This is a genomic window from Pseudomonas sp. GZD-222 (assembly GCF_049310525.1).
GTDB lineage: Bacteria > Pseudomonadota > Gammaproteobacteria > Pseudomonadales > Pseudomonadaceae > Aquipseudomonas.
Window position 1 is genome coordinate 1 of record NZ_JBMOWO010000094.1, and the last position, 23,917, is coordinate 23,917.

19 protein-coding genes are annotated in these 23,917 nt (G+C 60.7%); 6 read left to right on the forward strand and 13 right to left on the reverse strand.

Annotated elements, in window-relative coordinates:
* Positions 1–106 precede the first annotated feature (106 nt).
* Positions 107–715: a TetR/AcrR family transcriptional regulator gene (locus ACO6VD_RS17660; RefSeq protein ID WP_422420926.1), complete on the reverse strand. Its 609-nt coding sequence runs from the start codon at positions 713–715 to the stop codon at positions 107–109.
* A gap of 124 nt (positions 716–839) precedes the next feature.
* Between ACO6VD_RS17660 and ACO6VD_RS17665 the strand changes: the two genes are divergently transcribed.
* The gene (locus ACO6VD_RS17665) at positions 840–1,748 is read left to right on the forward strand and encodes a DUF808 domain-containing protein (RefSeq protein ID WP_422420927.1); all 909 of its coding nucleotides are present in this window, start codon (positions 840–842) and stop codon (positions 1,746–1,748) included.
* 70 nt (positions 1,749–1,818) lie between these two features.
* Here the strand turns inward: ACO6VD_RS17665 and ACO6VD_RS17670 are convergent, their stop codons facing one another.
* The 7 genes from ACO6VD_RS17670 to puuE form a co-directional block, all read right to left on the reverse strand.
* A complete protein-coding gene (locus tag ACO6VD_RS17670; protein ID WP_422420929.1) occupies positions 1,819–2,607 on the reverse strand; it encodes an outer membrane protein OmpK in 789 nt (262 codons plus the stop codon).
* A 362-nt stretch (positions 2,608–2,969) separates the two neighbouring features.
* The gene (locus ACO6VD_RS17675; protein ID WP_400172698.1) at positions 2,970–3,755 is read right to left on the reverse strand and encodes an outer membrane protein OmpK; all 786 of its coding nucleotides are present in this window, start codon (positions 3,753–3,755) and stop codon (positions 2,970–2,972) included.
* 133 nt (positions 3,756–3,888) lie between these two features.
* Positions 3,889–5,244 carry a nucleobase:cation symporter-2 family protein gene (locus ACO6VD_RS17680; RefSeq protein WP_400172699.1) on the reverse strand — a complete coding sequence of 452 codons (1,356 nt, stop codon included), beginning with the start codon at positions 5,242–5,244 and terminating at the stop codon, positions 3,889–3,891.
* A gap of 120 nt (positions 5,245–5,364) precedes the next feature.
* A complete protein-coding gene (locus ACO6VD_RS17685; RefSeq protein ID WP_422420931.1) occupies positions 5,365–6,690 on the reverse strand; it encodes a urate hydroxylase PuuD in 1,326 nt (441 codons plus the stop codon).
* Positions 6,691–6,740: 50 nt separating this feature from the next.
* Complete coding sequence (locus ACO6VD_RS17690; protein WP_422420933.1) at positions 6,741–7,244, reverse strand: ureidoglycolate lyase; 504 nt, start codon at positions 7,242–7,244, stop codon at positions 6,741–6,743.
* Between the two features lie 48 nt (positions 7,245–7,292).
* A complete protein-coding gene (uraD, locus tag ACO6VD_RS17695) occupies positions 7,293–7,808 on the reverse strand; it encodes a 2-oxo-4-hydroxy-4-carboxy-5-ureidoimidazoline decarboxylase (RefSeq protein WP_038613234.1) in 516 nt (171 codons plus the stop codon).
* Positions 7,805–8,734, reverse strand: coding sequence for an allantoinase PuuE (gene puuE / locus ACO6VD_RS17700; RefSeq protein ID WP_157193432.1), 930 nt, complete (start codon positions 8,732–8,734; stop codon positions 7,805–7,807). The genes uraD and puuE overlap by 4 nt, the downstream gene beginning before the upstream one ends.
* 384 nt (positions 8,735–9,118) lie before the next feature.
* On the opposite strand from puuE, the gene uraH reads away from it, so the two are divergent.
* Entirely contained in the window at positions 9,119–9,472 is a 354-nt protein-coding gene (uraH, locus tag ACO6VD_RS17705) for a hydroxyisourate hydrolase (RefSeq protein ID WP_038613230.1), read from the forward strand.
* A 226-nt stretch (positions 9,473–9,698) separates the two neighbouring features.
* On the opposite strand, the gene ACO6VD_RS17710 is transcribed toward uraH, so the two are convergent.
* A complete protein-coding gene (locus ACO6VD_RS17710; RefSeq protein WP_038613228.1) occupies positions 9,699–11,048 on the reverse strand; it encodes an NCS2 family permease in 1,350 nt (449 codons plus the stop codon).
* 359 nt (positions 11,049–11,407) lie between these two features.
* Here ACO6VD_RS17710 and ACO6VD_RS17715 point away from each other — a divergent pair, with 359 nt between their 5' ends.
* A complete protein-coding gene (locus ACO6VD_RS17715; protein WP_038613226.1) occupies positions 11,408–12,175 on the forward strand; it encodes a GntR family transcriptional regulator in 768 nt (255 codons plus the stop codon).
* Positions 12,176–12,267: 92 nt separating this feature from the next.
* Here the strand turns inward: ACO6VD_RS17715 and guaD are convergent, their stop codons facing one another.
* The 4 genes from guaD to xdhA form a co-directional block, all read right to left on the reverse strand.
* A complete protein-coding gene (guaD, locus tag ACO6VD_RS17720; RefSeq protein WP_422420936.1) occupies positions 12,268–13,572 on the reverse strand; it encodes a guanine deaminase in 1,305 nt (434 codons plus the stop codon).
* 10 nt (positions 13,573–13,582) lie between these two features.
* Entirely contained in the window at positions 13,583–14,428 is an 846-nt protein-coding gene (xdhC, locus tag ACO6VD_RS17725; RefSeq protein ID WP_400172703.1) for a xanthine dehydrogenase accessory protein XdhC, read from the reverse strand.
* Between the two features lie 85 nt (positions 14,429–14,513).
* Entirely contained in the window at positions 14,514–16,910 is a 2,397-nt protein-coding gene (xdhB, locus tag ACO6VD_RS17730) for a xanthine dehydrogenase molybdopterin binding subunit (protein ID WP_422420939.1), read from the reverse strand.
* The gene (gene xdhA, locus ACO6VD_RS17735; protein ID WP_422420941.1) at positions 16,903–18,357 is read right to left on the reverse strand and encodes a xanthine dehydrogenase small subunit; all 1,455 of its coding nucleotides are present in this window, start codon (positions 18,355–18,357) and stop codon (positions 16,903–16,905) included. The genes xdhB and xdhA overlap by 8 nt, the downstream gene beginning before the upstream one ends.
* 271 nt (positions 18,358–18,628) lie before the next feature.
* On the opposite strand from xdhA, the gene ACO6VD_RS17740 reads away from it, so the two are divergent.
* The 3 genes from ACO6VD_RS17740 (at position 18,629) to zipA (ending at position 23,856) form a co-directional block, all read left to right on the forward strand.
* Positions 18,629–19,288 carry a GntR family transcriptional regulator gene (locus tag ACO6VD_RS17740; RefSeq protein ID WP_422420943.1) on the forward strand — a complete coding sequence of 220 codons (660 nt, stop codon included), beginning with the start codon at positions 18,629–18,631 and terminating at the stop codon, positions 19,286–19,288.
* Positions 19,289–19,290: 2 nt separating this feature from the next.
* Positions 19,291–22,779, forward strand: coding sequence for a chromosome segregation protein SMC (smc, locus tag ACO6VD_RS17745; RefSeq protein WP_422420945.1), 3,489 nt, complete (start codon positions 19,291–19,293; stop codon positions 22,777–22,779).
* Positions 22,780–22,983: 204 nt separating this feature from the next.
* Positions 22,984–23,856 (forward strand): cell division protein ZipA, encoded by an 873-nt coding sequence (gene zipA / locus ACO6VD_RS17750; protein ID WP_400172707.1) that lies wholly within the window; start codon positions 22,984–22,986, stop codon positions 23,854–23,856.
* The last annotated feature ends 61 nt before the right edge of the window (positions 23,857–23,917 follow it).

Here is a 23,917-nt window from a genome sequence, read left to right on the forward strand (position 1 = left end):
TGCGCCACGCCTCTGCTTGTCCTTCTTCTCCCCCCCCCCTTCCCCCCCCCCCCCCCCCCCCCCCCCCCCCCCCCCCCCCCCCCCCCCGCTCCCACCCGTTCACTTATCAGGAGTCGGGCTCACACCCCTTGAGCACCAGACGAATAATGGTCTGCGTCGCCGCCTCATAATCGCTGTCTTCAAGCTTGGCTTTACCGGTAACCACCGAGATCTGCCAGTCGAAATCCGCGTAGGTCTGGGTCGCCGCCCAGATGCTGAACATCAGATGATGCGGGTCTACCGCAGCAATCTGGCCGCGGTCGATCCAGGCCTGGATGCACTCGATGTTGTGCCGGGCCTGCTCGTTGAGCTGTTCGACCTGGCTCGGGCTCAGGTGCGGGGCGCCGTGCATGATCTCGCTGGCGAATACTTTGGAGGCAAACGGCAAGTCGCGGGAGATCAGTACTTTCGAGCGGATGTAGGCGCTCAATACTTCCTTGGGGTCACCGTCGGCATTGAATGGCGTCGATGCCTGCATGATCGGCTCGATGATGCTTTCCAGAACCTCGCGGTAGAGGTTTTCCTTGGACTTGAAGTAGTAGTAGACGTTCGGCTTGGGCAGCCCGGCCTTGGCCGCGATGTCGCTGGTCTTGGTGGCGGCGAAGCCCTTGTCGGCGAACTCTTCACTGGCCGCGCGCAGGATCAGTTCTTTGTTGCGCTCGCGAATGCTGCTCATGGTTGACGCTAATCCTCGGGCCTGAAAGGGCGGTTGCGCATGGTAGCACCGCGTTTGCAAGGGGCTCAAGGTGGCGACTTTGAGCTAGACTGAGCGCCACTCAACCCGCTGGAATCAGGCAAACATGGCAGGAAGCAGTCTTCTGGTATTGATCGACGATATCGCCACGGTACTCGACGACGTTTCGGTAATGACCAAGGTCGCGGCGAAAAAAACCGCCGGGGTACTGGGTGACGACCTGGCGCTCAATGCCCAGCAGGTCACCGGCGTGCGTGCCGAGCGGGAGATCCCGGTGGTCTGGGCGGTGGCCAAGGGCTCGTTCGTCAACAAACTGATCCTGGTGCCGGCGGCGCTGTTGATCAGTGCGTTCATCCCTTGGGCCGTCACGCCGCTGCTGATGATCGGCGGCGCGTTCCTGTGCTTCGAGGGCTTCGAAAAGCTCGCCCACAAGTTCTTGCACAGCAAGGCTGAAGAACAGGCCGAGCATGAGGCCAGGGTCGAGGCGGTGGCAGATCCGGCGGTTGATCTGGTGGCCTTCGAGCAAACCAAGATCAAGGGCGCGATTCGTACCGACTTCATCCTCTCGGCAGAGATCATTGCCATCACCCTGGGCATCGTTGCCGCTGCGCCGCTGAGCCAGCAGATCATCGTGCTGTCGGGCATTGCGATTGTCATGACCATCGGCGTGTATGGCCTGGTTGCCGGTATCGTCAAACTCGATGACCTGGGCTTGTGGCTGACCCAGAAAGCCTCGCGCGCGGCACAGGTGCTGGGCAACGGCATCCTGCGTGCAGCGCCGTACATGATGAAAAGCCTGTCGGTGATCGGTACTGCGGCGATGTTTCTGGTTGGCGGCGGGATTCTGGTGCATGGCGTGGCGCCGCTGCATCATGCCATCGAAGCCTTCAGCGAAGGGCGGGGCGGGGCGTTGACCGGCGCCTTGCTCAATGGCGGGGTGGGGATTGTGGCCGGCGCCGTGGTACTGGCGGTGGTGGCTGTTGTTGGCAAGATTTGGCGATCAGTGAAAGGCTGATGGCCTCATCGCGGGGCGAGCCCGCTCCCACCATCCCGGTAGGAGCGGGCTTGCCCCGCGATCGCACCTCTCAAAAATGCACTTTGACCAGGAAGCTCGCAGTGTTCTGATCGGTATCGAAGGCATCGCTGTCCTTGATGCCGTACTTGTTCTTCCAGTAGTCGTACTCGAAACCAACGTACAACTGCTTCTCGCCCCAGTTCAGCGCCTTGCCGAGGTCATATTTGACCTGCGGGTTGAAGTGCAGGTTGGCGTGGTAGGTGCCGCGGCGGCTGGTGGCGTCGTTATCCACAACCCAGTCCATGAAACCATCGATGAGGATGTCGGACTTGCCCACAGGAATGGTGTACGACCAGACCGGGGTGATCTGCCAGACGTTGTCGCCGGCACGGCTGCCTTCGGTGTTGCGCTGGTAGAAGTTCAGCTGGAAGTAGTCGAAGCCCGGGATTGCCAGGTCGAAACCAGGACCGATCAGGTAGGACTCGGTATCGCCCTCACCAAATTCGTAGGTCATGGCCAGCAGCACGTCCTTGATCGGGCCGAACTCCAGCTTCTGGTCGAAGATCTTGCCAAACGACAGGCGCGGTTGAATCTCGCCGTAGTAGGTGTTCGGACCGTTGTTGAAGTCCTTGTCACCGTTGTAGAAGATCTTGTCGACGAAGATGAAGTTATCGCCGTACTTCCAGGCATCGGCGTGCTCGAAGGTCACGGTCTGCTGGATTTCCGGGTTGACCGCGAAGTTCTTGCCCCACAGGTAGGTCAGGCTGTTGTTCTGCCATTGCAGCAGATCACCGGCGGTGGCCGCCGTGCTGGCTGCCAGCAGGCCACCGGCGAGAATCAGGCTATTGGTCATGCGCATCGCTGTGTTGCTCCCTTGATTGAATCTGTTGTCGGTACTCTGAGCGGCACCGTTGAGTTCAAATACTTGTCTTTTGAGTCAGTTTTTTTCGATTAGCCACAACAATTTGGCAAGAGCTGCGCCAACTTTCCGTTACGGCACAACAATCCTGCTCGACGTCTTTCTGAACAGCTGAAAAAGGGTGTTTCAGGTTGGCGTGACGCTTGCCAACCGCCCGAATTCATTGACTGAGCGGTCAGCAAACGCAGGCAGGATCCCTCCTGCCCTGATCGAGAGGGCGCGCAGATTACTGGCTTGCGCGCGGGTCCTCAAGTGCTCCTTCCTGGAGCAGGTGTGGCTAAAACTGTGCGTTTGGTCAGGTTTTAGAAGTGAACCTTAACCAGGGCGCTGGTAACGCTCTGATTGGTATCCAGGCGTCCACTGTTCTCAATACCGTATTTGTCTTTCCAGTAGCTGTATTCGATACCCACGTACAACTGCTTGGCGCCCAGGTTCAGCGCCTTGCCCAGGTCGTATTTGACCTGTGGGTTGAACTGCAGGTTGGCGTGGTAAGTGCCGCGGCGGGTCGAGTCGTTATCGACCACCCAGTCCATGTAGCCATCGACGAGGATGTCAGAGCGGCCTACGGGAATGGTGTAGGAAAAGGTCGGGGTAATCTGCCAGACGCGGTCACCCGGACGGCTGCCCTCGGTGTTGCGCTGCATGATGTTGAGGGTGAAGTAGTTGAAGCCGGGAATCGCCAGGTCGAAGCCAGGGCCGATCAAATAGGCCTCGTTGTCGCCTTCGCCCGACTCGTAGGTCATGGCGATCAGCACGTCCTTGATCGGACCGAACTCGAACTTTTGATCGAAGATCTTGCCGAGCGACAGACGCGGGCTGAACTCACCGTAGTAGGTGTTGTTGCCTTTGTTGCGGTCGGTACCGCCGTTGTAGAAGATCTTGTCGATGAACAGGAAGGTGTCGCCGTATTTCCACTTGTTGGCGTGTTCGAAGGTCACCGTCTGCTGGATTGCAGGGTTGACCTGGAAGTCCTTGCCGTAGAGGTAGGAGAGGCTGTTGGTGTGCCACAGCAGCAGGTCCTCAGCGCTAGCTGGCAAAGCGGCCAGCAGACTGCTACCCAACAGGAGGGAAGTGGTGATGCCTTTCATGTTGTGATTCCCGGCTTTGTTATTGTTGGTTTTGGGTTTTTCGGCGCGAGGCGCCCCGGCCGACCCGCTCCCACGGGTCGACGGTCCTGCGTATTGCTCGGGTGCTACCGGGCGGCATGTGCCGCCCAAAGGCTCAGTGCTGGTGGGCGGCGTCGTTGTGCGCTGCGCGTTCGGCGCCGCCCAGGATGTTGAACAACAGGTTGAGGATCAGCGCGCTGACCGTGGCCATGGCAATCCCGCTGTGGGTGATCGGTTCCATCCACTGTGGCATCTGTGCGAAGAACTCCGGACGCACCACCGGAATCAGGCCCATGCCGACGCTGACGGCGACCAGCAGCTGGTTGCGGCGGTCGGCGATGTCGGCTTCCTGGAGGATCTTGATGCCGGTGGCCGCGACCATGCCGAACATGGCAATGGAGGCGCCGCCCAGTACCGCAGGCGGAATCGAGGCGATCAGGAAGGCGGCCTTGGGCAGCAGGCTGAGCAGGATCAGGAAACCACCGGCCACCACGGTGACGTAGCGGCAGCGCACGCCGGTCATCTGCACCAGGCCGATGTTCTGGGCAAAGGAGGAGTGAGTGAAGGTGTTGAAGAAACCGGCAACGAAGGAGGCACCGGCGTCGCACATCAGGCCGCGGCGCAACATGCCCGGGGTAACTTCGCGGTCAGTGACCTTGCCCAGGGCGAGGAACATGCCGGTGGACTCGACGAAGATGATCACCACCACCAGGCACATGGACAGGATCGGTGCCAGGCTGAAGGTCGGCATGCCGAAGTGCAGCGGCGTCACGACTTGCACCCAGGGCGCGTCGTCGAGGCCGGAGAGGTCAACCATGCCGATGGAGCCGGCGAGGATGTAACCCAGGCCCATGCCGATCAGCACCGAGACATTGACCCAGAAACCGCGCATGAAGCGGTTGACCAGGAGGATGGTCGCCAGCACCAGGCCGGCGACGATCAGGTAGATAGGGGAGCCGAAGGTTTCGGCGCTGGCACCGCCACCGGCCCAGTTGACGGCAACCGGAAACAGCGACAGACCAATCGAGGTGATGACCGTGCCGGTCACCAGTGGTGGGAAGAAACGCACCACCTTGGACATGAACGGGGCGATCAGCATGCCGAAGAAACCGGCGGCAATGGTCGCACCGAAGATACCTTGCAGACCGACACCGGGCATACCGGCCATGGCCACCATGCTGCCGACTGCAGCAAAGCTTGCACCCATCATGACCGGCATGCGGATGCCAACTGCGCCAATGCCGAACGACTGGACGATGGTGGCGACACCAGCGACCAGCAGGTCGGCATTGATCAGGAAAGCGACTTCTTCACGAGAAAGGCCGGCGGCCTGGCCGATGATCAAGGGCACGGCAATCGCGCCTCCGTACATCAGCAAGACATGTTGTAGACCCACCAGGAACAGTTGGAGCATTGGCAGTGGCTGTCGTGGGGGCGCAACGGGGATGTACGCCTTGCGTGACTCGGACATGCAACACCTCGGTTTTGTTTTTATTCTTTAGAACTGCAAGCTTCAAGCGCCACGCCTCGAGGAGAAGCAGGTGGTGGCGCCTGGCTTGCAGCTTGTAGCTTGCCGCGTGAAGCCTGTTACTTAGTTCGTTGGAGCACCTTTGGCGATCCAGGCGCCAATCAGTTCACGTTCCTGCTGGGTCATCTGGGTGATGTTGCCCAGCGGCATGATCTGCGTGGCGACAGCCTGTGCCTGGATGCGCGCGGCCTGTTGCTGGATCTGTTGCGGGGTGTCGAGCATTACCCCGGCAGGTGCAGCGCTGAACAGTGGGCTGGTCGGCTTGGCCGAATGGCACACGGCGCAACGTTCCTGGATGACGCTGTGGATCTTGTCGAAACCGGCATCGTCGAGTTTGGCGACATTGGCGGCCGGCGCTTCGGCAGGGGCAGCGGCCTGGGCAGGCTCGGCAGCTTTCTCTGCGGCTTTTTCGGCAGCGGTCTTGCCACCCAGAGCGGTTTCCGGCAGCGGTTGGTACTCGACCTTGGCGGCGGCCTGCTCAGGCGCGGTCGGCATTGGCGCAGGGCCAGTGACGTAGGCCAGGCAGATCATCGACAGGGCACCGACCGGCAGGGTCCAGGCGTATTTGTTGCTGTCGTGACGGGTGTTGAAGTAGTGACGAACCAACACTGCAGCCACTGCGATACCGGCCAGGATCAGCCAGTTGTACTGGCTGCCGTAGGTGCTCGGGAAGTGGTTGCTGATCATGATGAACAGCACCGGCAGGGTGAAGTAGTTGTTGTGCCGCGAACGCAACAGGCCCTTGGCTGGCAGGAGCGGGTCCGGAGTCTGGTTGGCTTCGATGGCGGCGACCAGCTGACGCTGAGCCGGCATGATGATGCGGAACACGTTACCGACCATGATGGTGCCGATGATCGCGCCGGTGTGCAGGTACGCACCACGACCGCTGAACACCTGGCTGAAACCGTAACAGGCGGCAATCACCAGAACAAACAGCACCAGGCCGAGCAGGCCAGGGCGCTTGCCCAGTGGCGAGTCGCAAAGGAAGTCATAGATGAACCAGCCGGCGATCAGCGAGCCGACACCGATGGCGATACCTTCAGCGCCGCTCAGGGTGCTGCCAGGGGCCAGCAGGTACAGGGTCGGGTTCCAGTAGAACACCAGGCACAGCAGGGCAATACCCGACATCCAGGTGAAGTAGGCTTCCCATTTGAACCAGTGCAGGTTCTCCGGCATTTTCGGCGGAGCCAGCTTGTACTTCTCCAGGTGGTAGATCCCGCCACCGTGAATCGCCCAGAGATCGCCGGACAGACCATCGCGCGGGTTGGCCCGGTTGAGGTTGTTTTCCAGCCAGACAAAATAGAACGACGCGCCAATCCATGCCACGCCAGTGATCATGTGAACCCAACGCACGCTCAGGTTCAGCCATTCCAACAGATGTGCTTCCACAGTCTTTACCTCTACCCTGGCACCCTGTAGCCGGGCGCTCAGGTCTTCTCTTATTGGTGGGGGGCGAGGATCAGTTGCTCATCCTCATTGAAAAAATGCTCATCGCAGTTATTGCCAGTGCCACTGCGATCAACCACCAGGAAGTCATCCCGCTTTTCGATCGTCAGCACCGGGTGGTGCCAGACGCCGCGATGGTAATTGATGCCCTGCTTTCCATTGCTGATGAAAGCGCGGACAAGACCTGATACAGGTGCATCGCCAACGGGCGCGACCACGATCAGAAAGGGGTTGCCGAGCAGCGGAATGAAAGCCTGGCTGCCCAGCGGATGGCGCTCCAGCATGCGAACGGTCAGCGGCATGTCCTGCGCGTCGGCGCGGAAGATGCTGATGATCGCGTTGTCCTCGGGCTGGGCGGTTTGTACCGTTGCCAGCTTGTGGAAGCGCATGGTCGAACCGTTGTTGATCATGAAGTGGTCGCTGCCGTCGGTTTCGATCACGTCACCGAAAGGGGCGAAGGCTTCTTTGCTCAAGGGCTCAATCACTAAAGTGCGCATGCGGATTCTCTTTATTCTGTGTTGTGGAGGGTAAGGCCGGGCCTACCCTTAAAGTTGCAGCAGGCGGAACAGGGCAATCAGGTTGATCTGCGCCAGCGCTTCCTTGAACTCGGCTTCGGCCGAGTTGTGAATGCGCTTCTCGAACGAGGCGAGGATCTGGTGCCGGTTGCTGCCTTTTACCGCCATGATGAACGGGAACTTGAACTTCTCTTTGTAGGCATCGTTGAGTTCGGTGAAGCGTTCGAACTCTTCGGCGGTGCACTGGTGGATACCGGCGCCGGCCTGTTCGTTGGTGCTCGATTCGGTCAGTTCACCCTGGATCGCGGCTTTACCGGCGAGGTCCGGGTGAGCGTTGATCAGGGCCAGCTGGGCGGCGTGATCGGCACTCAACAGGATGTCGCTCATGCGCTGATGCAGGGCTTCGATCTGGTCGATTTCCTGCAGTTGGCCGAGGTCGTAGGCCTTCTCGGCGACCCACGGCGAGTGCTCGTAGATGTCGGCGAAGGCTTCGACGAACGCGCTGCGCTCCAGGGACGAAGGTTTGAGGGTTTTGAAAGCGGTCATTGGGCGTTCTCGGCTTTGTAAGGGTGGGTGGCATGCCAGTGACGGGCGATGTCCACGCGCCGGGTGAACCAGACCTGCTCATGGCTCTTGGCGTACTCGATGAAGCGCTTGAGCGCAGCCAGGCGAGCAGGGCGGCCAATCAGGCGGCAGTGCAGGCCGATGGAGAGCATCTTCGGTGCTTCGGCGCCTTCTTCGTAGAGGACGTCAAAGGCATCCTTGAGGTACTGGAAGAACTGCTCGCCGCAGTTGAAACCCTGGACCTGGGTGAAGCGCATGTCGTTGGTGTCCAGGGTGTAAGGGATCACCAGGTGCGGCTTGCCGGTCGGGTTGTTCGGTTCCCAGTAGGGCAGGTCGTCGTCGTAGGTGTCGCTGTCATAGAGGAAGCCACCTTCCTCCATCACCAGGCGGCGGGTGTTGATCCCGGTGCGGCCGGTGTACCAGCCCAGCGGACGCTCGCCAGTCAGTTCGGTGAGGATGCGGATGGCTTCGAGCATGTGCTCGCGCTCCTGGGCCTCATCCATGTTCTGGTAGTCTATCCAGCGGTAGCCGTGGCTGCAGATTTCGTGGCCGGCTTCGACCATGGCGCGGATCACGTCGGGGTGACGCTGGGCGGCCATGGCGACGGCGAAAATGGTCAGCGGTACGCCAGTGTCCTTGAACAGCTTGAGCAGGCGCCAGACGCCGGCGCGGCTGCCGTACTCGTAGAGCGATTCCATGCTCATGTTACGAGCGCCCTGGAGGGGCTGGGCGGCAACCATTTCCGAGAGGAAGGCTTCCGATTCCTTGTCCCCGTGAAGAATGTTGCGTTCACCACCTTCTTCATAATTGAGCACGAAAGACAAAGCGATGCGGGCATTCCCCGGCCAGCGCGGATGGGGTGGGGTATTGCCGTAACCGATCAGGTCGCGAGGATAGTCAGCGCTCACTGCAGTCTTCCTTCTTATACGTGTAAACGGATGGCGTGGCGCCCTGTAGGGTACTGCCCACGACGATGAGATGATTGTATACAACTTTGTTTGCGGTTTGTAAGCCTGTTTTTTCCAATTTCTTCCTGTTTTTACCCTCAGAAACCCTCTGCAAGAAACCTGCCCAATTGGTCAGTTAATGACGCGCCCGTCGGCCAGTAGCGTGGTTTTGCGACTGATGGCGTATTTACAGAAGGTGAGGGGCGTGCCAGGAAAGAATACCTAATTATTGTGTACAATTTTACAGAAAAATGTCTTAATAATCCGACAGCCGTACGTTGTCGGGTCTCCTGACGCCGGCGTACGGGACTTTTTGCCCACAGATAGAACAGAGGCGAGCAAGCAATGGGACGTTTGACCACGCATGTACTGGATGCCGCTCATGGCTGCCCTGGCAGCTCGATCAAAGTCGAGCTGTACCGGGTTGAAGGCCAGCAGCTTGAGCTGGTGCACACCACCCTGACCAACAGCGATGGCCGTTGCGACGCGCCACTGTTGCAAGGTGACGATTACCGCAGCGGCGTCTACCAGCTGCAGTTCAATGCCGGCGACTACTACCGCGCCCGTGGCGTGCAGTTGCCTGAGCATGCGTTCCTGGATGTCGTGGTGCTGCGTTTTGGTATCAGCGCCGAGCAGGATCACTACCACGTACCGCTGTTGATCTCGCCGTACAGTTACTCGACCTATCGCGGAAGCTAGTTGGTCGCTAGAAGAATCTTCGTAGGTCCTTGCCCGCTCACACTGCGGGCTTTTTTTTGCCTGGGTTTTCGTAGGAGCGGATTTATCCGCGATGGATTGCATGGCAGTCCCAGCGTCTTGGGCCGCTGCGCGCCCCATCGCGGATGAATCCGCTCCTACAGGGGTTGTGCGCCATGAACAAAAAAGCCCCACCCGAAGGTGAGGCTTTGTCTGGCTGCAGTGCTGCTTACAGGAACACAAACTTGGCAATGAAGATCGCCGTCAGTACCCACAGGCTTGCCGAGATCTCGCTGAAACGACCGGTACCGGCCTTGAGCACCACATAGGTGATAAAGCCCAGGGCAATACCGTCGGCAACCGAGAAGGTCAGCGGCATCATGATTGCGGTGACGATCGCCGGAATGCTGTCGGTAGCTTCATCCCAGTTGATGTGAGCCATGCTGCCCATCATCAGCATCGCAACATAGATCAGCGCACCCGCCGTGGCATAGGCGGGAATCATCCCGGCCAGCGGTGCGAAGAACATCGCGGCGATGAAGAACAGTCCGACCACTACCGCTGTCAGGCCGGTACGGCCACCAGCGGCAACCCCCGCAGCGCTTTCCACGTAACTGGTAACCGGCGGTACGCCCACCACTGCACCGAACACACTTGAAGCACTGTCAGCCTTCAATGCCCGCGAGAGGTTTTCGATACGTCCGTCGGCATTCACCAGGTTGGCCCGCTGGGCAACGCCCATCAGGGTGCCGGCGGTGTCGAACATGTGCACGAAGAGGAAGGCAAAGACCACGGCGATCATGCTGACGTTGAACACACCCGCGACATCCATGGCCATCCAGGTCGGTGCCAGGCTCGGTGGCAGCGAGAACAGGCCGCCGTACTCGACCAGGCCCAGACCCCAGCCGGCGAGGGTGACGCTGATGATGCTGATCAGGATCGCGCCGAACACCCGGTGATAGCTGAGTACTGCGATCATCAAAAAGCAGATCGCCGCCAGCAGCGGGCCAGGCTCATGCAGAGAGCCGAGCTTGATCAGGGTGGCCGGGCTGTCGACGACAATTCCGGCAGTTTTAAGACCGATCAGTCCGAGAAACAATCCGACGCCGGCACCCATTGCATGACGCAGGCTAACGGGAATGCTGTTGAGCAGCCATTCACGCACCCGCGACAGTGTCAGCAGCATGAACAGCACCCCGGAGACGAATACTGCGCCCAGCGCCGCCTCCCAGGTGTAGCCCATGGTCCCGACCACGGTATAGGTAAAGAAGGCGTTGAGCCCCATGCCCGGTGCCAGGCCCACCGGCCAGTTGGCATACAGGCCCATCAACAGGCAGCCCAGGGCAGCGGCGATACAGGTGGCGACAAAAGCCGCGCCGTGATCGATGCCGGCATCGGCCATGATGTTGGGGTTGACGAAGATGATGTAGGCCATGGTGATAAAGGTGGTCAACCCGGCGATCATTTCGGTTTTGACGGTGGTGCCATGTAGCTTGAGTTTGAAAATCCGCTCCAGCCAGCTCGTTTCGAGCGGTGGGGCAAGATCCAGCGTAGGGGCTTCGGATTTGCGGCTTTCCACAGCGTGTACTCCTCAAGTCTTTTCTTGTTTTTCAGAGCCAGTCCTGCGCACGCACTGGGAAGCTCTGTGAGGCGGATGGGATGGCAGGCGACCGGACCGTTTGTTGACTTCTGAGTCAGGAAGTTGCACGGATGGATTATGCGTTTGTATACAAAGAATGCAAATAATGTTTTCGTTGCTGTGCGCAAATAATTTCGCCGCATCGCTATAAAGGCCATCACCCCCTGCAGAAATCGCTGCGGCTGTGTACAATGTGCCCATACCTTAATCGTTTAATTTTCTTACCAAGACTTGCCTCCGCCCCACTGGCTGGTATTACAGTCAGGGTCCGACAGGCCGATCCCCGTGCTCGAGTGCCCATGAACGAACAGCTGCAACCTCTCAAGAAACCAGTGCGTACCGGCAAGGCCGGGCGCAGCGGAACCCAGGACGACATCGTCTACGCGCACATTTTCGAGGCCATTCTTGAGCAGCGTCTGGCGCCGGGTACCAAGTTGAGTGAGGAAGCCCTGGGCGAGATCTTTGGCGTCAGCCGCACCATCATTCGTCGTGCGCTGTCGCGTCTGGCCCATGAAAGCGTGGTGCTGCTGCGGCCTAACCGCGGTGCCGTGGTGGCCAGCCCGACCGTTGAAGAAGCCCGCCAGGTGTTTTTCTCGCGGCGCATGGTTGAGCGCGCCATCACCGAGCTTGCGGTCGAGCACGCCACCGCCGAGCAGCTCAACGAGCTGCGTCAGATGGTGCGTGAAGAGCGCGACAGCTTCTCCCGGGGCGACCGTGGTGCCGGTATTCGCCTGTCTGGCGAATTCCACCTGAAGCTGGCTGAAGCTGCAGGCAATGCCCCGTTGATCAGCTTCCAGCGCAGCCTGGTGTCGCAGACGTCGTTGATCATCGCCCAGTACGAAAGCGGCAACCGCTCGCACTGCTCTTACGATGAGCACATGCAACTGATCGACGCCATCGAGGCCCGTGACGTCAATCAGGCGGTCAGCCTGATGATGCACCACATGGATCACATCGACAGCAAGCTCAACCTCGACGAGGACAGCGCTTCGGATGATCTGCATGCGGTGTTCTCGCATTTGTTGCAGACCAAGAAGCGCGGCAGTTCGGTGCCGATCAAGGGCTGATAACCGGCTCAAAACATTCGCGGGGCAAGCCCGCTCCCACAGGAGTTACTCGAACCTGTGGGAGCGGGCTTGCCCCGCGATGTTTTTGCTGGTTAACGCTGGTGTACGCAACGCCCGGCGGCAAAGGTCTGCTTGACGGTACGGTCGTCGCCCAGGGTCATCAGCACGAACAGGGTCTCGTCGATGCTGTTCGATTGCTGGATGCGGTAGTCCATCAACGGCGTAGCCTTGTAGTCGAGCACCAGGAAGTCGGCGTCGTTGCCAGGCTTGAGGCTGCCGATGCGGTCATCCAGGCTCAGCGCCTGAGCACCGCCAAGAGTGGCCAGGTACAGCGATTTGAACGGGCTCAGGCGCGCGCCTTGCAGCTGCATTACCTTGTAGGCCTCGTTGAGCGTGTTGAGCAGCGAGAAGCTGGTGCCGGCACCGACGTCGGTACCCAGGCCGACCTTGACCTTGAACTTCTCCGCCTGCGGCAGATTGAACAGGCCACTGCCGAGGAACAGGTTGGAGGTCGGGCAGAAGGCCACGGCCGAACCGGTTTCGGCCAGGCGCTGGCACTCTTCGTCGCACAGGTGCACGCCATGGGCGAACACCGAGCGCTCGCCGAGCAGCTTGAAGTGATCGTAGACGTCCAGGTAGCCCTTGCGCTCGGGGAACAGTTCCTTGACCCAGTCGATCTCCTTGAGGTTTTCGCTCAAGTGAGTGTGCATGTACAGGTCGGGGAATTCGCCCAGCAGTTGCCCGGCCAGCGCCAGTTGTTCCGGGGTGCTGGTCGGGGCGAAGCGTGGGGTCACGGCGTAGTGCAGGCGACCCTTGCCGTGCCAGCGTTCGATCAGCGCCTTGCTTTCGGTGTAGCCCGATTCAGCGGTGTCGGTCAGGTAGTCGGGGGCATTGCGGTCCATCATCACCTTGCCGGCGATCATCCGCAGGTCCAGGCGTTCGGCTTCTTCGAAGAAGGCGTTGACCGACTCGGGGTGCACGCTACCAAACACCAGGGCGGTGGTAGTGCCGTTGCGCAGCAGTTCTTCGACAAAGATCTTCGCGACCTTGTCGGCATGTGCCTTGTCGGCAAACTGCTTCTCGCACGGGAAGGTGTAAGTGTTGAGCCAGTCCAGCAGTTGCTCACCGTAGGAACCGATCATGCCGGTCTGCGGGAAATGGATATGGGTGTCGATAAAGCCCGGGGTGATCAGGGCATCCTGATAGTGCTGCACCTCGATGTCTGCCGGCAGGGTCGGCAGCAGATCGCTGGCGTGACCCAGGGCGCTGATCTTGCCGTTGTCGATCAGCAGCAGGCCGTCTTCGAAATACTGGTAGGACGCTTCGACACCGACTTCGGCAGGGTCGGCGATGCTGTGCAGGATGGCGGCACGGTAGGCTTTGCGGGTTGCGCTCATAGGGCTCTCGTCATATGGCTTGGCTGCGCCGAGAGGGCGGCAGCAATTGGGCAATGGGGCCGGCATTGGCAGCAGTGTCGTGCTGGCCGAAGCTGGCGTTGTAGGTGGCAATGATTTCGGCGGCAATCGACACGGCAATCTCGATCGGCAGCTTGCCCTTGACCTCGGCCAGGCCCATGGGGCAACGCATGCGTTGCAGGCGCTCCTCGGTGTAGCCGCGTTCACGCAGGCGGTGTTCAAACTTGACCCGTTTGGTTTTCGAGCCAATCAGGCCGAACCAGGTGAAGTCATTGCGTTTGAGGATTGCAGCAGTCAGTTCCAGGTCCAACTGGTGATTGTGGGTCATGACGATGCAATAGCTGCCAGCGGGCAGGTCGTCGACTTCATCGACCGGCTCTTCACTGACGATTTTGCTGACCCCGGCCGGAATGTGCTCGGGAAACTCCTGCTCGCGCGAATCGATCCAGCGCACCCGGCAGGGCAGCGCGGCGAGCAAGGGTACCAGAGCGCGGCCGACATGGCCTGCGCCGAACACGGCGATTTGCGCCTGCACCTGGCCCATGGGCTCGAACAGCAGTACGGTAGCGCCGCCGCAGCACTGGCCAAGACTGGCGCCGAGACTGAAACGCTCAAGGTGGGGGGATTCACGACGCTCGGCGAGCATGTCGCGGGCGATCTTCATCGCCTTGTATTCAAGGTGGCCGCCGCCAATGGTGTCGAACAGCTGTTCGGCGCTGACCACCATCTTCGAGCCGGCATTACGTGGCGTCGAACCGCGTTCTTCGATGATGGTTACCAGTACGCAGGCTTCACCGCGGGCTTGCAGGTCGGCGAGGGCGTTGATCCAGGTGTGCATAGTCAAATTGCCTCTTTGATCGCGGGACAAGCCCGCTCCCACAGCAGTCTCCCGGTGGGAGCGGGCTTGCCCCGCGATGAGCACACTACGGTGCTACGGTCTCAACCTCGGCAGCCGGCTGCTGAGCCGCCACCGCCTTGCGCATTTGCTCGCAACCCCACAGCACCCGTTCAGGCGTGGCCGGTGCATCGATCTGCGGATGCACGCGGTAGTCCGCGAGACTGGCGACGGCGTCCTTGATTGCGCACCAGGCGGCGATGCCGAGCATGAACGGCGGCTCGCCGACAGCCTTGGAATGGAACACGGTGTCTTCCGGGTTCTTGCGGTTTTCCACCAGCTTCACGCGAAAATCGATGGGCATATCGGCCACTGCCGGGATCTTGTAGCTGGCCGGGCCGTTGGTCATCAGCTTGCCTTTGGCGTTCCACACCAGCTCCTCGGTGGTCAGCCAACCCATGCCCTGGACGTAGCCGCCTTCCACCTGGCCGATGTCGATGGCCGGGTTCAGCGAGGCGCCGACGTCATGCAGGATGTCGGTGCGCAGCATCTTGTATTCGCCGGTCAGGGTGTCGACGATGACTTCGGCACAGGCCGCGCCGAAGGCGAAGTAGTAGAACGGGCGGCCACGCGCCTGGCTGCGGTCGTAGTAGATTTTCGGGGTCTTGTAGAAGCCGGTGCTCGACAACGATACCTGAGCAAAATAAGCCTGCTGGATCAGTGCGTCGAAGCTGACGATCTCGTCGCGGATACGTACATGATTGTTGCGGAACTCGACGTCTTCTTCGGTCACCTTGTACTGCCGCGCAGCGAACTCGACCAGGCGCTTCTTGATCGTCTCTGCCGCGTTCTGCGCCGCCTTGCCGTTCAGGTCGGCGCCGGAGGAGGCCGCTGTCGGCGAGGTGTTCGGCACTTTTTCGGTGTTGGTTGCAGTGATCTGCACGCGCTGGAAGTCGACCTGGAACACCTCGGCCACTACCTGCGCAACCTTGGTATTGAGGCCTTGACCCATCTCGGTGCCGCCATGGTTGAGGTGGATGCTGCCGTCGGTGTAGACGTGTACCAGCGCGCCGGCCTGGTTGAGGAAGCTGGCGGTGAACGAAATGCCGAACTTCACCGGAGTCAGCGCCAGGCCTTTCTTCAGGATCGGGCTGTGGGCGTTGAAGCGGCGGATCGATTCGCGGCGCTCATGGTAGTCGGCGCTGGCTTCCAGTTCTGCGGTCATTTCCTCGAGCATGTTGTGCTCGACGGTCTGGTAGTAGTGGGTGACGTTACGCTCGGTTTTGCCGTAGTAGTTGGCCTTGCGCACCTCTAGCGGGTCGAGTGCCAGGTTGCGGGCGATATGGTCCATCACCTCTTCGATGGCGACCATCCCCTGTGGGCCGCCGAAGCCTCGGTAGGCGGTGTTCGATGCGGTGTTGGTCTTGCAGCGGTGACCGTTGACCGTGGCGTCGCCGAGGTAATAGGCGTTGTCGGAGTGGAACATGGCGCGGTCGACGATGGATGCCGAAAGGTCTGGCGAGTAGCCGCAGTTGCCGGCCAGCTCCAGGTTGATACCGTGCAGGCGGCCGCTGTCGTCGAAACCGACGTCGTACTCGACGTAGAACGGATGACGCTTGCCGGTCATCAGCATGTCCTCGACCCGCGGCAGGCGCATCTTGGTCGGCTGGCCGGTCAGGCGCGCGATCACCGCGCACAGGCACGCCGGGCTTGCCGCCTGGGTTTCCTTGCCGCCGAAGCCGCCGCCCATACGGCGCATGTCGACCTGTACCTTGTTCATCGGCACGTCGAGCACTTCGGCGACCAGTTTCTGCACCTCGGTAGGGTTCTGGGTCGAGCAATAGACGATCATGCCGTCGTCTTCGGTAGGCATCACCGAAGAGATCTGGGTTTCCAGGTAGAAGTGTTCCTGGCCGCCGATGTGCAAAGTACCTTGCAGACGATGCGGCGCGCTCGCCAGGGCAGTGGCCGAGTCGCCGCGTTTGTGGGTGTGACTGTCCAGCACGAAGTGGCGCTTGTGCAGGGCCTCGACCACGTCGAGCACCGGCTCCAGGTCTTCGTATTCGACGATCGCAGCCATTGCCGCGCGACGTGCGGTGTCCAGGTCGCGGGCGGCGACGGCGAGCACCGGCTGGCCGACGAATTCGACCTTGTCGATGGCCAGCAGCGGATCACCCGGCATGATCGCACCGATGTCCTTGAGGCCCGGAATGTCTTCGTGGGTGATGGCGATGCGCACACCCTCGAAGGCATAGCAGGGGCTGGTGTCGATCTTCAGCACCCGCGCATGCGCGCGATCGGACATGCGTGCATACACGTGCAACTGGTTGGGGAATTCCAGGCGGTCGTCAATGTACTGTGCTTCACCGCTGACCTGCTTGTCGGCGCTGTCGTGCTTGATGCTGCGGCCGACACCGGTGGTCAGGTCCTGGCTGAACAATTCGGCCATTTCCGCCTGGCTTTTGGCGACGTGATGGTTAGACATAAGCGGTCACCCGAGTCTCGATGTGCGGCGTTTGCAGTTCGATGAAGCATTTGCGCAGCAGGTTCTGCGCGCTGAGCAAGCGGTATTCCTTGCTGGCGCGGAAATCCGACAGCGGGGTGAAGTCTTCGCCCAATGCCTGGCAGGCACGTTCGACGCTGGCCTGGTTCCAGACTTTGCCCACCAGGGCGGCTTCACAGGCGCGGGCCCGTTTTGGAATCGCGGCCATGCCGCCGAAGGCAATACGTGCCGCTTCGATCACGCCGTTTTCGATGCGCAGGTTGAAGGCCGCGCACACGGCGGAAATATCGTCGTCCAGGCGCTTGGAGACCTTATAGGCGCGGAACGTCCAGGCGCTGCTGGCGCGCGGCACAATGATCTTCTCGATGAACTCGCTTTCCTGGCGGGCGGTGATCCGGTAGTCGATGAAATAGTCTTCCAGCGCCAGGGTGCGAGTGCTGTCGCCTTTGCGCAGGACCACCTGTGCATCCAGGGCGATCAGCAGGGGCGGGGAGTCACCGATCGGCGAGGCGTTGCCGATGTTGCCACCCAGGGTGCCCTGGTTGCGGATCTGCAGGGAGGCGAAACGGTGCAGCAGTTCGCCGAAGTCCGGGTATTCGCGGCTCAAGGCGTCGTAGCAGTCGGTCAACGGCGTGGCCGCACCGATCTCCAGGTGCTCGTCGAAGGTCTCGATGCGTTTGAGTTCGGCGACGTTGCCGACGTAGATCATCACCGGCAGGGTTTTGTGGAACTGAGTGACTTCCAGCGCCAGGTCGGTGCCGCCGGCAAGCAAGCGTGCTTCGGGGTGCGAACCATAGAGATCGGCAAGGTCGGCCACGGTCAGCGGCACCAGGCAGCGCTTGTCACCGCTGTTGAGTTCACCGGTTTCGCTCGGGGCAATGGCTTTGAGGCGGGAGATGGTCTGTGCCTGGTTGCTGTCAAACTGGTCAGGCTTGGCCTGGCAGCAGGATTGTTCGGCGGCGGCGAGGATCGGGCGGTAACCGGTGCAACGGCAGAGGTTGCCGGCCAGCGCTTCCTGGGCCTTGTGCAGGTCCGGTGCATCGCTGTTCTTTTGCAGGGCAAACAGCGACATGACAAAACCTGGGGTACAGAAACCGCACTGCGAGCCGTGGCAATCGGCCATGGCCTGCTGCACGCTGTGCAGTTGGCCTTGATGTTTGAGGCCTTCGACGCTGATCAATTGCTTGCCGTGCAGGGAGGAAACGAACGTCAGGCACGAGTTCAGGCTGCGGTAGCGGATATGCTCGCGGCCGCTGTCGTCCTCGGCCAGTTCGCCGACCACTACGGTGCAGGCACCACAATCGCCGCTGGCGCAGCCTTCCTTGGTACCGGACTTGCCCAAGTGCTCGCGCAGGTATTGCAGCACAGTCAGGTTGGGATCCAGGGCATGCTCACTGCGCAGCTCCTGGTTTAATAGAAACTGGATCACGGAAGGCCTCACACGCGGTTTATTGTTGTTGAGCGGACTGTAAGCAGACTTGATTTTTAGGTCAACAAATTTCTGACTTTTGGGTCAGGAAAATTTACATGCCATTACCCACCCGCCACAGGCGCTTCTCTATAGAGCATAGTCTGCTGTAGTCATGGCGAATCTTTTGCGTCATTCGTGCCAACTTCTGCCTTCAGGCCCCTGCGCGGCGCCGGGGCAAGTACGCTACAATTGCGCCCTTTGCACAGTTCAATGATTTTGAAGGAAAACCATGACGTTCAAGGCGCCGGACAGCCTCTCCGAGCAAATTGCCCACTACCTGGCCGAACGGATCATCCGCGGCGAGCTCAAGCCTGCTGAGCGTATTCAGGAACAGAAGGTCACCCAGGCTTTGAACGTCAGTCGCGGATCCGTGCGTGAGGCCTTGCTGATCCTTGAGCGCCGCCACCTGGTGACCATCCTGCCGCGCCGTGGCGCCCATGTGACCGAGCTCGACGAGCACGGGGTGCGCAGCCTGTGCACCCTGATGGGCGAGTTGTACATTCTGCTGGGCAATGCAGTTGCGCAGCACTGGCGCAAGGAAAGCGACCTGCTGGCGTTTCTCGACATACAGCAACGCTTGAGCGAAGCCCTGAAACGCCAGGACATCAAAGCCTTCGTCGAAGAAAGCTTTGCGGTGATGCGCGCCGCTTATCCGTTCGCCAACAATCCTTACCTGCAGGAAACCGTCGAGAACCTGCAGCCGGCCATGAGCCGCGCCTATTACCTGGCGCTGGATCAACGCAAGGCCGAAATGAGCGACTTCCTGGCGTTGTTTGCCAACCTGCTGGAGGCCGTGGTTGCCCGCGATCAGGTGCGCATCCGCACGGTGCTGGTCGAATACTGCCAGCGCAGCTGCGAGCTGGTGCTGGCGGCTCTGGCGACCGCCTGAGCATGCGCCTAAAGTGCATTCGCCTGGCCGGGTTCAAGTCGTTCGTCGACCCGACCACGGTCAACTTCCCCAGCAACATGGCGGCGGTAGTCGGGCCCAATGGCTGCGGCAAGTCCAACATCATCGATGCGGTGCGCTGGGTGATGGGCGAAAGCTCGGCCAAGAATTTGCGCGGCGAGTCGATGACCGATGTCATCTTCAACGGCTCGACCAGCCGCAAACCGGTGAGCCAGGCCAGTATCGAACTGGTGTTCGACAATTCGGACAGCACTCTGGTGGGGGAATACGCCGCCTACGCGGAAATCTCCATTCGCCGCAAAGTCACCCGCGACGGGCAAAACACCTATTACCTCAACGGCACCAAATGCCGGCGCCGTGACATCACTGATATCTTCCTCGGTACCGGCCTGGGGCCGCGCAGCTATTCGATCATCGAGCAGGGGATGATCTCCAAGCTGATCGAAGCCAAGCCGGAAGACCTGCGCAACTTCATCGAAGAAGCGGCCGGGATTTCCAAGTACAAGGAGCGTCGGCGCGAGACCGAGAACCGCATCCGCCGCACCCATGAAAACCTTGAGCGCCTGACTGACCTGCGCGAAGAGCTGGAGCGCCAGCTCGAACGTTTGCATCGCCAGGCCCAGGCCGCGGAGAAGTACAAGGAATACAAAGCCGAAGAGCGCCAGCTCAAGGCGCAACTGGCGGCATTGCGCTGGCAGGCGCTGGATCAGCAGGTCAGTCAGCGTGAAGTGGTGATCGGTGACCAGGAGGTGGCTTTTGAGGCTCTGGTAGCCGAACAACGCAATGCCGACGCCAGCATCGAGCGTCTGCGTGATGGCCACCATGAACTCTCCGAGCGCTTTGGCCAGGTACAGGGGCGTTTCTATTCGGTCGGCGGTGATATCGCCCGCGTCGAGCAGAGCATTCAGCATGGCCAGCAGCGTCTGCGCCAGCTTCAGGACGACTTCAAGGAAGCCGAGCGCTCGCGCCTGGAGACCGAGTCGCACCTGGGCCATGACCGGACCTTGCTGGCTACCTTGGGTGAAGAGCTCGAATTGCTTGAGCCCGAGCAGGAAATGACCCTGGCTGCCGCCGAAGAGTCGGCCGCGAGCCTGGAAGAAGCCGAAGGCACCATGCACGGCTGGCAAGAACAGTGGGACACCTTCAACACCCGCTCGGCCGAGCCACGTCGGCAAGCCGAAGTGCAGCAAGCGCGCATCCAGCAACTCGAGCAGGCCCTTGAGCGTCTGGCGGAGCGCCAGCGCAAGCTGGGCGAAGAGCGCGACCAGCTCAGTGCCGACCCTGAAGACGCCGCGATTCTGGAACTGAGCGAGCAGGTGGCTGCCAGCGAACTGCAGCTCGAAGACCTGCAGGGGCAAGAGCAGCAAGTGGTCGAGCAACTGGAGGCGCTGCGCGAACAGCTGCAGGAAGCCGTCCAGGCGCAACAGCAGGCCCAGGGCGAACTGCAGCGTCTCGGTGGTCGTCTGGCGTCGCTTGAAGCGTTGCAGCAGGCTGCACTGGATCCAGGCACCGGTACCGCGCAATGGTTGCGCGAGCAGGGGCTGGAGCAGCGCCCTCGTCTGGCAGAAGGCCTGCGGGTCGAGCCGGGGTGGGAACTGGCGGTGGAAACCGTGCTTGGTGCTGACCTGCAGGCCGTGCTGGTGGATGATTTCAGCAGCCTTGACCTGGCCACGTTCAGCCAGGGCGATCTGCGTTTGCTTGACGCGACGGGCGAAAGTGCACGTATGCCCGGCAGCTTGCTCGACAAAGTTGAAGGGCGGGTTGATCTGGCGCCATGGCTGGGCCAGGTGCTGCCGGTGGAAAACCTTGAGCAGGCGCTGGCCCGGCGCAGCCGCTTGAGCGATGGTCAGAGCCTGGTCAGCCGCGATGGTTACTGGGTGGGTCGGCATTTCCTGCGGGTCAATCGCGCCAGCGATGCCCAGGGTGGGGTGCTGGCACGCGGCCAGGAATTGGAGCGTTTGGGGCTTGAACGCCAGGAGCAGGAAGCAGCGCTGGAGTCGCTCGACGCTCAATTGCAGGCGCAGCGTGAACAGCAGCAGGCGCTTGAAGAGCGTCGCGAGCACTTGCGCCGTCGCACTCAGGACGAAGCCCGTCAGCAGAGCGAGTTCAATGCGCGTCTGTCGGCCGGCAAGGCGCGTGCCGAGCAGTTGAGCTTGCGCCGCCGTCGTCTGGAAGAAGAACTGGCCGAGCTGCTGGAGCAGCGCGCCCTTGAAAGCGAGAACCTCGGCGAGTCGCGCCTGCAACTGCAGGACGCCCTCGAACTGATGGCCCAGGACACCGAGCAGCGCGAGCTGCTCCTGGCCCAGCGCGACAGCCTGCGCGAACGTCTCGACCGGGTACGCCAGGAAGCCCGCCAACACAAGGACCACGCCCATCAGCTGGCCGTGCGCCTGGGTTCGCTGCGTGCCCAGCACGACTCTACCCGCCAGGCCCTGGAGCGCCTGGAGTTGCAGTCGGAGCGCCTGACGGAAAAGCGCGAGCAGCTCAGCCTCAACCTCGAGGAAGGCGAAGCGCCGCTGGAAGAGTTGCGCCTGAAGCTCGAAGAATTGCTGGAAAAGCGCATGAGCGTCGATGACGAAATGCGTCAGGCACGTCTGCATATGGATGAGGCTGACCGCGAACTACGTGACGCGGAAAAACGCCGGACCCAGGCCGAGCAGCAAGCGCAATTGCTGCGCGGCCAGCTCGAACAGCACCGCCTGGAGTGGCAGGGGCTGAGCGTGCGGCGCAAAACCCTCCAGGAGCAGTTACAGGCCGACGGCTACGATTTGCACGGCGTGCTCGGCACCCTGAGCGACGCCGCCAGCGAGCAAGAGGCCGAACAGGAGCTGGAGCGCATCGATGCCCGTATCCAGCGCCTGGGTGCGATCAACCTGGCGGCCATCGACGAGTATCAGCAGCAGTCAGAGCGCAAGCGCTACCTGGATGCCCAGGACGCCGATCTGGTCGAAGCGCTGGACACCCTGGAAAACGTCATTCGCAAGATCGATAAAGAAACCCGTAACCGCTTCAAAGATACCTTTGATCAGATAAATGCCGGATTACAGGCACTTTTCCCAAAAGTTTTCGGTGGCGGCAGCGCTTACCTGGAACTGACGGGCGAAGATCTACTCGATACAGGGGTAACAATCATGGCGCGGCCACCGGGCAAGAAGAACAGCACCATCCATCTGCTCTCGGGCGGGGAGAAGGCACTGACCGCCCTGGCCCTGGTTTTTGCCATTTTCAAATTGAACCCGGCACCGTTCTGCATGCTCGATGAAGTCGATGCGCCGCTGGACGATGCCAACGTCGGTCGTTACGCCCGACTGGTCAAGGAGATGAGTCAGACGGTGCAGTTCATCTATATCACCCACAACAAGATCGCCATGGAGATGGCGGACCAGTTGATGGGGGTTACCATGCACGAGCCGGGTTGTTCGCGTCTTGTTGCTGTTGATGTGGAGGAGGCGATGGCCATGGTCGACGCCTGATTGGAGGCGATATAGCGTGAACCTGCGCTAAATGGCCCTGTCAGTTGCGACAGACGGTGTAAAGTTATCTTTGGTCGTGCTAGCTTAATGTCACTTATTTTTTGCGTGGGTAAAAACGCCTGTCAGAACATAGAGTTGGCGCCACGTTTTAAAGGGGTTTAAACCCTTTATTTTTCAGCATTTTTTACAGAGGCACAGGATTACATGGAAATCGGTCTGCGCGAGTGGCTGATCGTCATCGGCATCATTGTCATTGCCGGTATTCTTTTCGACGGCTGGCGTCGCATGCGTGGCGGCAAGGGCAAGCTGAAATTCCGTCTGGATCGCAGCTTCTCGAATGCGCCGGATGAGGAGAACAGTGCCGAGTTGATCGGCCAGCCTCGGGTATTGGACACCCACAAGGAACCTGAGCTGGACGAGCACGACCTGCCGTCCATGAGCGCGGCGCGTGAGCGCGACAGCAGCAAGCCGAAAGCCTCCAAGCGCAAGCGTGGCAGCGAGCCGCAACAGGGCGACCTGAACCTGGCGGCCGAGCCGCGTGAGCGCGAGCCGGACCTGTTCGCCAGCGTTGACGATGATTATCCGGATGAAACCCGTAGCACCGGTACTGCTTTTGGCACTACCGAGGCGCGCGACCTGCCACCGGTTGAAGAAGTGCTGGTAATCAGCGTGATCTCTCGCGACGAAGGCGGCTTCAAAGGCCCGGCCCTGTTGCAGAACATTCTCGAAAGCGGTTTGCGCTTCGGCGAGATGGATATCTTCCACCGTCACGAAAGCATGGCCGGTAATGGCGAAGTACTGTTCTCCATGGCCAACGCGGTCAAGCCGGGTGTGTTCGACCTGGACGACATCGACCACTTCAGCACCCGAGCCGTGAGCTTCTTCCTTGGCTTGCCGGGGCCGCGTCATCCGAAGCAGGCCTTTGATGTCATGGTCGCTGCTGCGCGCAAGCTGGCCCATGAGCTCAACGGCGAGCTCAAGGACGATCAGCGCAGCGTAATGACTGCCCAGACCATTGAGCATTACCGTCAGCGTATCGTCGAGTTCGAGCGTCGTGCCCTGACCCAGAAACGCTAACAGCATCGCGGGGGGGGGGAAAGGCCCCCACCGGGAAGAAAGGGGTGGCCTGCCGGGGGAG